General features: G+C 65.9%; 15 protein-coding genes and 1 tRNA gene. 8 read left to right on the plus strand and 8 right to left on the minus strand.

Annotated elements, in window-relative coordinates; all coding sequences use genetic code 11:
* Genes AC1RNP_RS10750 through AC1RNP_RS10760 form a run of 3 tightly spaced genes read left to right on the plus strand, consistent with a single transcriptional unit; the run spans position 1 to position 2,209 of the window.
* Entirely contained in the window at positions 1-1,416 is a 1,416-nt protein-coding gene (locus tag AC1RNP_RS10750; RefSeq protein ID WP_493051302.1) for a dihydrolipoamide acetyltransferase family protein, read from the plus strand.
* On the plus strand, positions 1,416-1,805 hold the full coding sequence (locus AC1RNP_RS10755; protein WP_493051240.1) for a VOC family protein: 390 nt from the start codon (positions 1,416-1,418) through the stop codon (positions 1,803-1,805). The genes AC1RNP_RS10750 and AC1RNP_RS10755 overlap by 1 nt, the downstream gene beginning before the upstream one ends.
* A 17-nt stretch (positions 1,806-1,822) precedes the next feature.
* The gene (locus AC1RNP_RS10760) at positions 1,823-2,209 is read left to right on the plus strand and encodes a VOC family protein (protein ID WP_493051241.1); all 387 of its coding nucleotides are present in this window, start codon (positions 1,823-1,825) and stop codon (positions 2,207-2,209) included.
* A 27-nt stretch (positions 2,210-2,236) separates the two neighbouring features.
* Here AC1RNP_RS10760 and AC1RNP_RS10765 read toward each other — a convergent pair whose 3' ends face one another.
* Positions 2,237-3,169 carry an MBL fold metallo-hydrolase gene (locus tag AC1RNP_RS10765; RefSeq protein ID WP_493051242.1) on the minus strand — a complete coding sequence of 311 codons (933 nt, stop codon included), beginning with the start codon at positions 3,167-3,169 and terminating at the stop codon, positions 2,237-2,239.
* Between the two features lie 175 nt (positions 3,170-3,344).
* Here AC1RNP_RS10765 and AC1RNP_RS10770 point away from each other — a divergent pair, with 175 nt between their 5' ends.
* A complete protein-coding gene (locus tag AC1RNP_RS10770; protein ID WP_493051243.1) occupies positions 3,345-4,148 on the plus strand; it encodes a M23 family metallopeptidase in 804 nt (267 codons plus the stop codon).
* Positions 4,149-4,283: 135 nt separating this feature from the next.
* Positions 4,284-5,201 carry a HEAT repeat domain-containing protein gene (locus tag AC1RNP_RS10775; protein ID WP_493051244.1) on the plus strand — a complete coding sequence of 306 codons (918 nt, stop codon included), beginning with the start codon at positions 4,284-4,286 and terminating at the stop codon, positions 5,199-5,201.
* Between the two features lie 36 nt (positions 5,202-5,237).
* Here the strand turns inward: AC1RNP_RS10775 and AC1RNP_RS10780 are convergent, their stop codons facing one another.
* Positions 5,238-5,546, minus strand: a complete 309-nt coding sequence (locus AC1RNP_RS10780) for a hypothetical protein (RefSeq protein WP_493051245.1) — start codon at positions 5,544-5,546, stop codon at positions 5,238-5,240.
* On the minus strand, positions 5,543-6,907 hold the full coding sequence (locus AC1RNP_RS10785) for a tryptophan--tRNA ligase (protein ID WP_493051246.1): 1,365 nt from the start codon (positions 6,905-6,907) through the stop codon (positions 5,543-5,545). The genes AC1RNP_RS10780 and AC1RNP_RS10785 overlap by 4 nt, the downstream gene beginning before the upstream one ends.
* A gap of 129 nt (positions 6,908-7,036) precedes the next feature.
* Between AC1RNP_RS10785 and AC1RNP_RS10790 the strand changes: the two genes are divergently transcribed.
* Positions 7,037-7,825 (plus strand): hypothetical protein, encoded by a 789-nt coding sequence (locus AC1RNP_RS10790; RefSeq protein WP_493051247.1) that lies wholly within the window; start codon positions 7,037-7,039, stop codon positions 7,823-7,825.
* A 63-nt stretch (positions 7,826-7,888) separates the two neighbouring features.
* Here AC1RNP_RS10790 and AC1RNP_RS10795 read toward each other — a convergent pair whose 3' ends face one another.
* The 3 genes from AC1RNP_RS10795 to rocF all read right to left on the minus strand — a co-directional run bounded on the left by AC1RNP_RS10795 (position 7,889) and on the right by rocF (position 9,787).
* Positions 7,889-8,089 (minus strand): CsbD family protein, encoded by a 201-nt coding sequence (locus AC1RNP_RS10795; RefSeq protein WP_493051248.1) that lies wholly within the window; start codon positions 8,087-8,089, stop codon positions 7,889-7,891.
* Between the two features lie 404 nt (positions 8,090-8,493).
* Positions 8,494-8,649 carry an entericidin A/B family lipoprotein gene (locus tag AC1RNP_RS10800; protein ID WP_226467773.1) on the minus strand — a complete coding sequence of 52 codons (156 nt, stop codon included), beginning with the start codon at positions 8,647-8,649 and terminating at the stop codon, positions 8,494-8,496.
* Positions 8,650-8,863: 214 nt separating this feature from the next.
* Positions 8,864-9,787: an arginase gene (rocF, locus tag AC1RNP_RS10805; RefSeq protein WP_493051249.1), complete on the minus strand. Its 924-nt coding sequence runs from the start codon at positions 9,785-9,787 to the stop codon at positions 8,864-8,866.
* 282 nt (positions 9,788-10,069) lie between these two features.
* Between rocF and AC1RNP_RS10810 the strand changes: the two genes are divergently transcribed.
* Entirely contained in the window at positions 10,070-10,525 is a 456-nt protein-coding gene (locus tag AC1RNP_RS10810; RefSeq protein ID WP_493051250.1) for a GNAT family N-acetyltransferase, read from the plus strand.
* An 87-nt stretch (positions 10,526-10,612) separates the two neighbouring features.
* Here the strand turns inward: AC1RNP_RS10810 and AC1RNP_RS10815 are convergent.
* Positions 10,613-10,688 (minus strand) — tRNA-Thr (locus AC1RNP_RS10815).
* 209 nt (positions 10,689-10,897) lie between these two features.
* On the opposite strand from AC1RNP_RS10815, the gene AC1RNP_RS10820 reads away from it, so the two are divergent.
* Positions 10,898-11,302, plus strand: coding sequence for a hypothetical protein (locus tag AC1RNP_RS10820; protein WP_493051251.1), 405 nt, complete (start codon positions 10,898-10,900; stop codon positions 11,300-11,302).
* Positions 11,303-11,349: 47 nt separating this feature from the next.
* Here AC1RNP_RS10820 and AC1RNP_RS10825 read toward each other — a convergent pair whose 3' ends face one another.
* Entirely contained in the window at positions 11,350-12,153 is an 804-nt protein-coding gene (locus AC1RNP_RS10825; RefSeq protein WP_493051252.1) for an SPOR domain-containing protein, read from the minus strand.
* Positions 12,154-12,165: the final 12 nt, after the last annotated feature.

Below are 12,165 nucleotides of genomic sequence, written 5' to 3' on the forward strand. Positions count from 1 at the left end.
ATGGCCGACCAGAAAACCTTCCTCCTGCCCGATCTCGGCGAGGGGCTGCCGGATGCCACCATCGTCGAGTGGTTCGTCAAAGTCGGCGAAGTCGTCCGGCTCGATGAACCGCTGGTCTCGATGGAGACCGCCAAGGCGGTGGTGGAGGTGCCCTCGCCGGTGTCCGGCAAGGTGCTAAAGCTCGCGGGCAGCGCCGGCGATGTGATCGTCACCGGCACGATGCTGGCGGTGTTCGAGGTCGACCCGAATCTGCCGCAGCGCTCCGAAGGACAGGACACCGGGCACCACCACGGCGCCGGCAGCCATGCGCCGAGTGGCGACGACAAAGTCGTGACCTCGGATGAAGGTGGCGCGATCAGCGATGCCGCGCAGCCCGCGCCCAAAGGCACGCCCGCCAGCGAACCCGCTCAGCGCGAGGACAGCGGCACCGTGGTCGGCGCGATGCAGTCCTCGGACGCGGTGCACAGCGAACAGGCCGTGGCCGTGGGCGGTGTGAAGGCGATGCCGGCGGTGCGCGCGCAGGCACGCAAGCTCGGCGTCGATCTGACGCGCGTGCGCGGCAGCGGCCCGGACGGCGTGGTGACGATGGATGACGTGAAGCGCGCCGCCGCCGATGGCAGTGCCAAGGCTGGCGCACAAGCACCGGCTGCGCCCCGCGCCGCCGCGAACGGAAATGCACAAGCGCCTTCGGCGGCACCTGCTCGCAGCCTCGACAACCGCACCGCCCTGTCCGCCTCCGGCAAGCCCATGCGCACGCAGCCGCCGGGCGTTTCGGCCAGCGGCCAGCCCGAGCAGCTCAAGGGCGTGCGCCGCAACATGGCACGCGTGATGGCGGACGCGCACAGCAAGGTCGTGCCGACCACGCTCAGTGACGACGCCGACATCCATGCCTGGACGCCCGGCAACGACGTCACCGTCCGCCTGATACGCGCGATCTGCGCGGCCGCGCGCACCGTGCCCGCGCTCAACGCCTGGTTCGACGGCGACAAGCTCACCCGCACGCTGCATCCGCAAGTGGACATCGGCATCGCCGTGGACACCGACGACGGCCTGTTCGTGCCGGCACTGCGCAATGCCGACGTGCTCGACGCGCGCGGCGTGCGCGAGGGCGTCAACCGATTGCGCGCCCAGGTCGAGGACCGCAGCATTCCGGCCAGCGAACTGAGCGGCTACACCATCTCGCTTTCCAATTTCGGCATGTTCGCCGGCCGCTACGCCACGCCGGTGATCGTGCCGCCGACGGTGGCGATCGTCGCCGCCGGCCGCAGCCGCCACCAGATCACGCCGGTGATCGGCGGCTTCGAATCGCACAAGGTCATTCCGCTCTCCCTCACCTTCGACCATCGCGCCTGCACCGGCGGCGAGGCGGCGCGCTTCCTGAAGGCGATGCTGGACGATCTGGCGCTGCCGCAGTGATGGGCGCCCCTTCCGCACTGCATGGCCTGACCCCGACACTGCGCACATGGGACATGCCGGGATCGATCGCGTTCTACACCGACACGCTCGGCTTCGCGCTCGATGCCGGTGGAATCGAGGACGGCTGGGCCGCGCTCAGTCGCGACGGCATCGAGATCATGCTCGCCGCGCCGAACGCGCATGAGGGTGACATCGCGCCCGCGTTCACCGGGTCGCTGTACCTGCGCACCGGTGCGGTCGACACCTGGTGGCGACGCCTGAAGGATGCCGCGCGCGTCTGCTATCCGCTCGAGGATTTCCACTACGGCATGCGCGAATTCGCCATCTACGACAACAACGGCTATCTGCTGCAATTCGGGCAGCCGCTCGCCGCTCCCACCAAACACTGACACACAGGAGCACCGACATGTCGCATCACAGCCGCCTGTCCACTTTCGTGCTCGACTGCAACGTCGATGACCTCGCTCCGCACGTCGAGTTCTGGAGCAAGGCCCTGGGCAAGGGCGTCGTCAGCGCCGACCAGGACGGCGACGGCAAATACGCCGAGCTGAAGACCGAGCGCGATGAACCGATCCTGCTGCTGCAACGGGTCTCGCATCCTTCGCGCATCCATCTCGACATCGAAGCCGATGACGTGGACGCCGAAGCCGCGCGCCTGGAAAAACTCGGCGCCAAGAGAATCGAGAAGGTCCACACCTGGTGGGTGATGGAAGCGCCCAGCGGCCACCGCTTCTGCGTGGTGCGCCAGCAGCGCACGCCGTTCGGCCCGCATCTGAACACCTGGGACGATTGACCTTCTGCTCTCTGCTCCGCGCGGTATTCAGCGCCGCGCGCGATCGAGCCAGACTTCCAGCCCCTGCGCGTTGAGTTCGATATCGATGGGCAGGATGTCAGATACCGTCGCCACCACATCGGCGACGCCATGGCGTCGCGCACGATCGCTGTAATACCCCGTCAACGCTTCCACCAGTCGCGCGTGGCGATCGGCGTTTCCATCGCAGGCGCGAGCGATCGCCGTCATCGCGTCGACCTGCTCAATCAACTCCGCACCCAGGCGCTGCACCTCGGTCACGCGACCGAAATGCGTGACGTACACGGCCTCCGGTTGCTCCGCCAGCATGCGCCGGATCGAAGCCTGCATCACCTCGGGCTCGAACTGCACCGGCGAACTCGTCGGCAGCACGAACGCACCTTGCGTCGTGTCGAACTCGCGATACGACAATCCGAAGATGTCGCCGCTGAACCAACTGCGGCCGCGCGCATCCCACACCGCCAGATGATGCCGCGCATGGCCCGGCGTATCGACGCACAGTAACGGCCGGCCGGCGAGATCGACGACGTGGCCGTCGTCCGCGACAACCACACGCTCGGCCGGCACCGGAATCAGCTCGCCATAGCTGCGCGCGAATTCGGCCTCGCCGTACACCGCCTTGGCGCTGGCGATCAGGCGCGCCGGATCGATCATGTGCGGCGCGCCGCGCGGATGCACCACCAGCCGCGCGTTGGGCAATTCCCGCAGCAGCGCGCCGGCGCCGCCGGCATGGTCGAGATGCACGTGGGTGAGGATCAGCCAGTCGACCGTCTCGCGCGGCACGTCCTGCGCCGCCAGCACGGCCAGCATTCGCGGCACGCAATGGTTGGTGCCGCAATCGACGATCGCCGCGTGACCGGCTTCCTTGATCAGATAGGCCGCGCAGAACTCGGGCCGATGGAAGCCGGTGTCGATCGTGAAGATGCCGTAATGTCCGGTCATGTACTCTCCCGGCGCGTCGTCGTGCGCTTGCAATGGATGCCCGCAGGATACCGGCATCGAACGGGCAAAGAGAGGCCCGGCAAGCCTGGGCGACCCTGGCAGTTCGCGTTGTTGTCCGTTCGCGTTGTTGTTGTCCGAGTTCTCGCAACGTCCATTCCATGAGGGGATCATTCGCATGAGAGGCATCGTGAAGCATCGCATTCGTCGATTGTTCGGGCTGGTCGCGGCCCCATTTATCCTGGCGTTCGTCCTGCCCATCGCCACGGCGCAGGCCGCGCCCAATTTCCAGCTGCCGTTCCCGTGCGGCCAGACCTGGGTCGGCAGCACCTGGGACGGGCATAGCCCCGCCTACGCCGTCGATCTCAATCGCGGTCCGAATCCGGACTCCGACCTCGGCGACACCGTCGTCGCCTCCTACGGCGGCACCGTCAAGACCTCCACGTATTCCACGACCACCGGCTACGGCAACTACATCGTCATCGACCACGGCGGCGGCTGGGAAACGCTCTACGCGCATCTCAACTCGCGCTCGGTGTCGGCGGGCCAGAGCGTCAGGATCGGTCAGAAGATCGGCACGGTCGGCAACACCAGCGCCAAATACAACCTCGCCCCGCATCTGCACTATGAACAGCGCTATGGCGGCACGGTGAAGAAGATCGTATGGAACGGCGTCGCCATTCCCTACTACGCCAAGCAGAGCTACACCAGCCACAACGCATGCAGCAGCGGCACCGCCTCGGGCACCGTGAACACCAGCGGTGCCAATCTCAACGTGCGCTCCGGCCCCAGCACGACCTACAGCATCGTCGGCTCGCTCGCGGACGGCGCGCAGGTCACGATCTATTGCCAGATCGCCGGCCAGTCCGTCACCGGCACCTACGGCACCAGCAATCTCTGGAATCGCATCGGCACCGGTCGTTACATTCCCGATGTGTACACCTATACGGGCTCCGACGGACGCGTCGCACCGGATTGTTAACCGGCAAAAAAACAGCAAATCGCGTGTACAAACAACGCCGGTCACACACGTGGCCGGCGTTCGTGCTTGTAAGGTGCCCACCGGAATGGCGACCATAGGCACTTCGGGCCACCCGAGGCACAGGATCGCAGCGACATGACAGGACTTCGACTCGGCATCGCATTGCTCGCCGCCGCCATCGCGGGCGGCATCGCCGGTGCGTGGATTACCGGTGCGCGGCATGAACGCGTTGTCGTCACCGCCGGGAAAACCGAAGTGCGGACGAACACGCAACTCCCCGCAGCGCCCGCGGATCTGTCCGCATCCGCCACCCCACCCGTCTTCGCACCGTTGACCGAGGACGGCAAGGATTTCGGCGAGGATGCCGATCGCGCCAAGAAGGATCCGGCGTTCCTGCGCGAGCTGATCAAGCGTTATCTGAACGAAGCCGATTTCGACGCGCGCGGCGCACTCCTCGCCACCCTGCAGAACGTGGCCAACGACGATGTGCTGCGCCTGGCGCAACAGCTTCTCGCCGATCCGGCCAGGCATCAGGACGGTCTGGCGCTGCTGCGCGTCTTCCCACTCGACAAACCCGAGGCGCGCTCACTGCTGATCTCGGAAATGCAACGCGAAACCGATCCCGCGCAACTGCGGCAGCTGGTCGACATGCTGACGCCAGCCGTCATGTCCACCGACGATTCGGCGCCCGTCCTCGAACGCCTCGCGGCGCTGCGCCGCAACGCCGACCCCAACGTGCGCGCCAGCAGCGTGACGCAGACCATCCAATGGGACAAGAGCGGAAACCTGGAAGACGTGCTGTACACCGCGCTGCTCGACCCCTCGCCGCAGGTGCGGCAGGCGGCGATCGGCGCCGCCGGGGTTTCCAGCGTGCGCTCCGAGCGTCTGAAGACCGTCCTGCTGGACACCCTCAGCAATCCGCGCAGCGGGACGGAGGAGCGCAACGCCGCGCTGTTCACGCTGCAGAATTTTCCGCTCACCCGTGACGAGTACGCCATCTACAAGCAGGCGTCGATGGCCGCCAACGCCAACGCTTCCGAGATCACGTACTGAACATTCCTGGTGGGAACCGGATCGGGCCGCAGAGGATCAGGCGCGCTTCAACCAGCGCCAGCGCACAATCAACGCCAACGTGAGCACGGCCAGGAACGCACCATAACCGAGCGAGGTCGCCAGGACCTGCCGCCAGATGCGCCCCGCACTGGCATCGGCGATCGCCTGCGCCCAATGGATCGTGACCAGGAACGCAATCACCGACAACGCGATCGCGCCCAGATCGAACAGCCTGCGCGCAGCATGGCGCGGCTGCCGCGGATAGATCCAGTACAACGCCGTCAGGATCAGGAACCACGGCAGGAACAGGATCAGCGCGAGATTGCTCTCGACCAGGGCGCTCATGCCGCGTCTTCGGCGAACCCCGCCAGCGCGGCGACCACGTCGTCGATCATCGCGTCCTCCACGAGTTCGCCCAGCGACACGCCATCGAAACGCAATTCCCGCGAGCCTTCCACCGCCGCGATTCCGGCGCCGGCGCCTTGCTTGAGCCGCGCGATCAATTGGCCCGCATCGCGCGCCGAGGCATGACCGGCGCTCTGCAACAGCAGCCGGCCGCCGGCATCGACGAGCTTGAAATAGAAGCGACCGTCGCTCTCGCGATACTGCTTGAACTGCGCCGCCGCTGCGCTCTGCTTGCCGGTCGCCTTGCGCTCGCTGGCCACCTGCGCCAGATCGCGCAGCCCCACCGCTTCGCGCAACTTCCGCAGCAACGGTGTCGCGTGCTGCGCGCGCAGGCGCTGCGCGCCCTCGCGCAAGAGCTGCTCGATCTTCTGCGGCTCGGCGATCAGCGTCTCGTAACGCTCGCGCAGCGGCGCGACTTCCGCGTCGATGCGCTCGAACAGCCGCTGCTTGGCATCGCCCCAGCCGATGCCGCGCTCGAACTCGCGCCGGAACGCCGCGGTTTCCTCCACACTCGCGAAGGCCTGGTACAACTGGAACACGTTGGAGCTGTCGGCATCCTTCGGTTCGCCCGGCGCCTTCGAATCAGTGACGATCGAGGCGATCAGCTTCTGCAGCGTCGCGCGCGGCGAGAACAGCGGGATGGTGTTGTCGTAGCTCTTGGACATCTTGCGGCCGTCGAGGCCCGGCAGCGTCGCCACCTGCTCGTCGATCACCGCTTCGGGCAAAGTGAAGTATTGGCCGTACAGATGGTTGAAGCGCTGGCCGAAATCGCGCGCCATCTCGATGTGCTGCACCTGGTCGCGCCCCACCGGCACCTTGTCGGCGCCGAAGATCAGGATGTCGGCGGCCATCAGCACCGGATACATGAACAGTCCGGCGGTGATGCCGGCATCATCGTCCTCGCCATCGAGGCGATTCTTGTCGACGGCGGCCTTGTAGGCATGCGCGCGGTTGAGGATGCCCTTGCCGGCCACGCAGGTCAGCAGCCAGGTGAGTTCGGGAATCTCCGGGATGTCGGATTGCCGGTAGAACCAGACCTTGTCCGGATCGAGCCCGCAGGCGAGCCAGGTGGCGGCGATCTCCAGCGTCGAACGCTGCACGCGTTCGGGCGTCTGCACCTTGATCAGCGCGTGCAGGTCGGCGAGGAAGTAGAAACTCTCGGCATAGGGCGCGCGCGAGGCGGCCACCGCCGGGCGGATCGCACCGACGTAATTGCCCAGGTGCGGCGTGCCCGAGGTGGTGATGCCGGTGAGGATGCGGGTCTTGCGGCCGGAAGCGGCCGTGGGGATCGAAGCGGACATGCCGCGAAGTTTACCCGTTGCGCGGCGGGCCTTCGCACTCGCCGAAGAGACTGAAGCGTCATTGAAACCGGGACAACCCCGTTCCCGGCGGACATCCGTTGGCCCTGTCACCTCCCCGGAGACATCGCCATGATCCGCAAACTGCTGTTGCTGACCGCCGCCCTGTTCGCCGCCTCCGCCTGCGCGCCTCTGTCGGCGCGGCCGCTGGTGGACATCTCCGTCATCGATCGCGACGACGGCCAATGGCTACCGCAGTATCGCGCCCGCGGCGACACCTGGGTGCCTGGCATCCCCGGCCATCGCTACGCCGTGCGGCTAACCAATACCAGCGCCGAACGCGTCCTGGTCGTGCTGTCCGTCGACGGCGTGAACGCTGTCAGCGGCGAGGACGCCGATCCGGCGCAGGCCGGCTACGTGCTCGCGCCGTGGCAGAGCACCGAGATCGCCGGCTGGCGCAAATCAATGGACGACGTCGCGCAGTTCTACTTCACCGATTTGCCCGACAGCTACGCCGCGCGCACCGGACGCCCCGACAACGTAGGCGTGATCGGTATCGCCGTGTTCCGCGAACGCCGTGCCTACGTCGTGCCGCTACCGGCACCGGTCTATCGCGAGAACGAGCGTCGCGAAGCCAGCGCGACCGCCGAAGCGCCAAGGGCCATGGACGAAGCACAGCCCTACGGCCAGAGCAAGCAGCGCATCGGCACGGGCCATGGCGCGCGCGAATGGGCGCCGGTCAGCCGCACGGAATTCGTGCGCGCCAGCAGCCGGCCCGCGCAACTGGTGCAGTTGCGTTATGACGCACCCGATCGATTGGCCGCGCTCGGCATCCTGCCGCGACCGACCCGGCGCTGGGCACGCGAGGACGAACCTCAGGCATTCCCCGGCGGCTTCGTCGCCGATCCGCCGAGCTGGTGAGCATGGCGTGCAATGACAAAGAGGCCGGCGACGGCCGGCCTCTTCTGCCTCGGATCGGAGAGCTCAGTTGAGCGTTTTCTCGAAATCGTGGATTTCGCGTTCCGCGCGATCGCGGTCCCAACCGTACTGTTCCTGCAGTTTTCCGGCCAGATACTTGCTGTCACCCACGGCGACATCGAACACATCGTCGGTAAGTTCGCCCCATTTGGCCTGGGCCTGGCCTTTCAGCTGCGTCCATTTTCCAGCAATGATGTCTTTGTTCATGGCTCGACCTCTTCTTTCGCTGGCGACAGAAAATTCTGTCGCGCCTCAAGGATGGGCGCCTGCGCCTTCACGACACATCAAGATTGCGTTGCGATCGAGTGACTGTTTGAACGGTTCATGTGCATCTCACGACTTCGCTAACAAATCGATGACATCCACTGCTCAATTCCAGGGTTTCGCTGCAGATTCGACGCCGAGCCGCGCCATCAGCGCGGCGAGGGGAGCAACCTCGCAAGGATGCGTTCGCAGCGAGCGGGCCGGCCCAATGGCCGGCCCGTTTTTATTCTCGAGATCGTTGATGCCTCTCTTCATCCGATCACGGATCACGATCGAATCATCAAGAGCATGAAAACAAACGGGCCGGAAATCCGGCCCGTCTGGTCACGCCTGACAAAACGCTCGAATTACTTCGAGTCGGTGCCCCCGGTTTTATCGGCACCCTGCTCGATCTTCTCGCCGACCTTCTGTACATCCTTGCCCGCACCCTTGATGGTGTTGCAAGCGGACAGCATGCCAACCGAGAACATCGTCAGCAGCATCAGGACAATCAAACGCTTCATGAGGCTCTCCTGTGAATAATATGTGGGCCACGATTAGTCTGCGTCCCACAGGATGAATGAAAGCGCACCTTGGCGTGAAAGCCAAGTGGTCGGGAGCCGCGCATCACCGATGCCCTATCGACGCCGGCTCCGAACGCCCGGCCAAGGTTGGCCGGGCGGGACGATCCGAAGCCAATCACACCGCACCCTGGACGGCAGGCCCGGCACTTCTGGCTTAGTCACGCATCAACGTCGATTTTCCGAACAGGCTTTCCACCAGGTCCACGACCAGCTTGGCGGTGCGGTTGCGCCGGTCCAGCGCCGGATTGACCTCGACGATGTCCAGCGAGCCCAGGCGCCCAGTGTCGGCGATCATCTCCATGATCAGCTGCGCCTCGCGATAGTTCACGCCACCCGGCACGGTGGTGCCGGTGCCCGGCGCGATGCTCGGGTCGAGGATGTCGACATCGAAGCTCACGTGCAGGTGCGTGTCCTCGTCGACGCCTTCCAGCGCTTCCTCCATCGTCCGCTTCATGCCGACTTCGTCGATGTAGCGCATGTCGTAGATGTCGAGCGCGTGCTGTTTCACCAGACGCTTCTCTTCCTGGTCGACGGAACGGATGCCGATCTGGCGGATCTGCGCGGGTTCGATCGCGGGCACGTGGCCGCCGATTCCGGTGAGCGCGTCCGGCCCGATGCCGCACAGGCAGGTCACCGGCATGCCATGGATATTGCCCGATGGCGTGATCTCGTGCGTGTTGAAGTCGGTGTGTGCGTCGAGCCAGAGGATGCGCAGTTTCTTGCCGGTCGCGCGGCAATGGTTGGCGACTGCCGCGATGGAACCGATCGCCAGGCAATGATCGCCGCCGAGCAGCACCGGCATGCGTCCCGCCTGCAGTTCCGTGTTCGCCGCATCGAGCACGGCCTGGTTCCAGGCGACCACTTCCTCGAGATGACGATAGCCGTCGACCGGCCCGCGCCAGGGATTGCGCGGACCGTCGAGATTGCCGTGATCGATCACGTCAATGCCGCGTGCCGCCAGCGCTTCCGCGAGTCCCGCGACGCGCAGGGCTTCAGGCCCCATCGAGGCCCCACGCGTGCCGGCGCCCACGTCGGTGGGAACGCCAAAGATCGATACGGGCGGATATTGGCGATTCATCGTCATCACACTCCGGAATAGCGCGACGCCCGGCGTCACGACACCGGGCGAACGGGTTGTTTCGGTGCAGTGCAACGAACGCGCGCGAACCATGTCCGATCACGCACGCCGCTGATGCAATGCACCAAAGGCACGGCGCGAATTCTAACATCGATACACTGGATACCCGGGACGCAAGGCGTTTTCCGGCCTTCACCGCCCCGGAAAATCAACGGGATCCGACATCAGTCCATGCACATCGAACGCCTGACACGATCGAGCACCACGCCATATCGCGACCTCATGCTCCAGGCGCACGCGCACGAAAGCGATGCCTTCATCTCCACGCACGCGGAACGCGCCCTGCTTCCCATCGAGTGGTGGGAGACGCGCATCGCCGGCACGCACGGATCGAGCATCACTTTCGGCGCTTTCGCCGAAGGCATGCTGATCGGTTCGGCCGGCATCAGATTCGAAGCAAGAGAACGCGAGCGTCACAAGGCCACGCTGTTCGGCATGTATGTGTCGCCGCCGCATCGCAGTGGCGGTGCGGGGAGAGGTCTGGTGCAGGCCGTGCTCGATTGCGCGAAAGAGCACGAACATGTCGCCGTGATCCAGCTCGCGCTCATCGAGGGCAATCTCTCGGCACAGCGCCTTTACGAATCGTGCGGCTTTGAGACGTTCGCGGTTGAACCGATGGCCTTGCGCATGGGAACAAGCTACCGCCCACTGATCCACATGTGGCAGCGGCTGCGTTGACGGATCCGATGCATCAACATGATGCACTTGCCCGAACGCGCCGCCTGCTTCGCACGGTTCACCACGCGTTCGATCTGATTCGGAAAGTGGTGCCGGCACCCGGATTCGAACTGGGGACCTACCGCTTACAAGGCGGTTGCTCTACCAACTGAGCTATGCCGGCATGTTGCTGCTCATGCGAGGGGCCCGTGGGCCAGCCTGCCTGTGGCCATTCTACGCGATCGCGGGCCGGCGTCGGATTCCGTAGTGGAGAGACGGGATGGCCGGCCTGCCGCCCGCTTCCGTGCCGGTCGAGACAGGGCGCAGAATATCGGACGCTCTCGCGGGAATACGAAGTCAGCCCGCTGCCCAGTTGAATATGGAGATTCACGCATGCTTTTCGACCGTCGGGCGCCTGCCCTGAAATCGCGCCAGCCGCTGGCCTGGCTCGTTCTGCTGTTCGCGCTGTTCGTCATGCCCGCGGCGCTGGCTTCGGGCGACCTGTTCTCGTTCTCCGCCGAGGGGGATGACGAGTACTTCCAACTCCAGCTGATCGGGCGCGAGGATCCGGGCATGATCATGCTCAGTTGGAGCAGCAGTCCGGGCTCGAGCTCGCTCCCGGCCAAGTCCTACACGATCGAGATGGATCGGCCCCGGAAGACACTGACCGTCCGCTACAAGAATCCCGGCAATTTGTCCGCGCCGCCCTCCTTCACGCTCAAGGTGAAAGGCGACAAGGGCACTCTGGAAACCGACGGGCACGAACTCTCTGGCGGCGCCGATTGGGGGCCGTTCTAGCCGCGAGCCAAGACAGGGGCCGCCTTCGGCCGACCTGCTTCAGGCGACTACGGCACCTTGGCGCAGTCGATCGCATCGGCGCGGGTGGCGCCGGCGACGCGACGCGCGGCGTTCGCCTCGAATGCGGTGGGCGCGAGGACGTCGATCCAGATCTGCGCCTCGGCACCGCCGCCGAGCGGTTCGGCACGGGCATCGGTGAAACCGGCGGCATGCAGGGCGGATTCGCGATTGCGCGCGGCGCGCTCGCTGCCGTAGCGGCCGAGCGCGATCACGCTGCTGGCATCACCGTTGGCGGTGATGAAGAAATCGTCGAACCCGGCCGCGGCGATGCGCGAGGCCACCGCCTGCGCGGCGTCGCGGTTGCCCGGCACCGCCATCGTCACGCGCCAGCCGCGCGCTGTTGGTGTGGAGGCGCGTTCGCGCAGGCGCATGACCTGCGATTGCAATTGCGCGCGTGCTTCCTTCGCCTGCTCGGCGTTCTCGAACGGACCGAAGGCGTAGCAGCGCGCCGCGGCGGGTGCGGGCACTGCCGGTGGCGTTGGTTCGGCGGGCGCTGGCGTCGCCGGTGCTGGCGCCGGGATCTGCGTTTGTGGCGCGGCAGCGACGGCGGGCTGCACTGGCGGCGTTTCCACGGCGGGCGGCGACGTGGCGGCGGCGGGTGCGGGTATCGGCGTCGGCGTCGATGTCTTGGCGATGGCGGCAGGCGCGCCCTCGCTCAGCAGACGCAACCGCGTCACGCCTTCGGGCTGCACGATCGGCGCTTCGCCGGCGTCGTCGCCGCGCGCCACCCACCAGATGGCGACGCCGAGATTCAGGACGATCAGCAGGATCAGCAGGGCACGGATGAGCATGGGCAGATTCTA

It is taken from the genome of Luteimonas sp. GW821-FHT14E02, from assembly GCF_058803905.1.

Bases quoted from the DNA above. Each gene is read 5' to 3' on its own strand.
- AC1RNP_RS10750 (WP_493051302.1), top strand. From the start codon at position 1: ATGGCCGACCAGAAAACCTTCCTCCTGCCCGATCTCGGCGAGGGGCTG.
- AC1RNP_RS10755 (WP_493051240.1), top strand. From the start codon at position 1,416: ATGGGCGCCCCTTCCGCACTGCATGGCCTGACCCCGACACTGCGCACA.
- AC1RNP_RS10760 (WP_493051241.1), top strand. From the start codon at position 1,823: ATGTCGCATCACAGCCGCCTGTCCACTTTCGTGCTCGACTGCAACGTC.
- AC1RNP_RS10765 (WP_493051242.1), bottom strand. From the start codon at position 3,169: ATGACCGGACATTACGGCATCTTCACGATCGACACCGGCTTCCATCGG.
- AC1RNP_RS10770 (WP_493051243.1), top strand. From the start codon at position 3,345: ATGAGAGGCATCGTGAAGCATCGCATTCGTCGATTGTTCGGGCTGGTC.
- AC1RNP_RS10775 (WP_493051244.1), top strand. From the start codon at position 4,284: ATGACAGGACTTCGACTCGGCATCGCATTGCTCGCCGCCGCCATCGCG.
- AC1RNP_RS10780 (WP_493051245.1), bottom strand. From the start codon at position 5,546: ATGAGCGCCCTGGTCGAGAGCAATCTCGCGCTGATCCTGTTCCTGCCG.
- AC1RNP_RS10785 (WP_493051246.1), bottom strand. From the start codon at position 6,907: ATGTCCGCTTCGATCCCCACGGCCGCTTCCGGCCGCAAGACCCGCATC.
- AC1RNP_RS10790 (WP_493051247.1), top strand. From the start codon at position 7,037: ATGATCCGCAAACTGCTGTTGCTGACCGCCGCCCTGTTCGCCGCCTCC.
- AC1RNP_RS10795 (WP_493051248.1), bottom strand. From the start codon at position 8,089: ATGAACAAAGACATCATTGCTGGAAAATGGACGCAGCTGAAAGGCCAG.
- AC1RNP_RS10800 (WP_226467773.1), bottom strand. From the start codon at position 8,649: ATGAAGCGTTTGATTGTCCTGATGCTGCTGACGATGTTCTCGGTTGGC.
- rocF (WP_493051249.1), bottom strand. From the start codon at position 9,787: ATGAATCGCCAATATCCGCCCGTATCGATCTTTGGCGTTCCCACCGAC.
- AC1RNP_RS10810 (WP_493051250.1), top strand. From the start codon at position 10,070: ATGCTCCAGGCGCACGCGCACGAAAGCGATGCCTTCATCTCCACGCAC.
- AC1RNP_RS10820 (WP_493051251.1), top strand. From the start codon at position 10,898: ATGCTTTTCGACCGTCGGGCGCCTGCCCTGAAATCGCGCCAGCCGCTG.
- AC1RNP_RS10825 (WP_493051252.1), bottom strand. From the start codon at position 12,153: ATGCTCATCCGTGCCCTGCTGATCCTGCTGATCGTCCTGAATCTCGGC.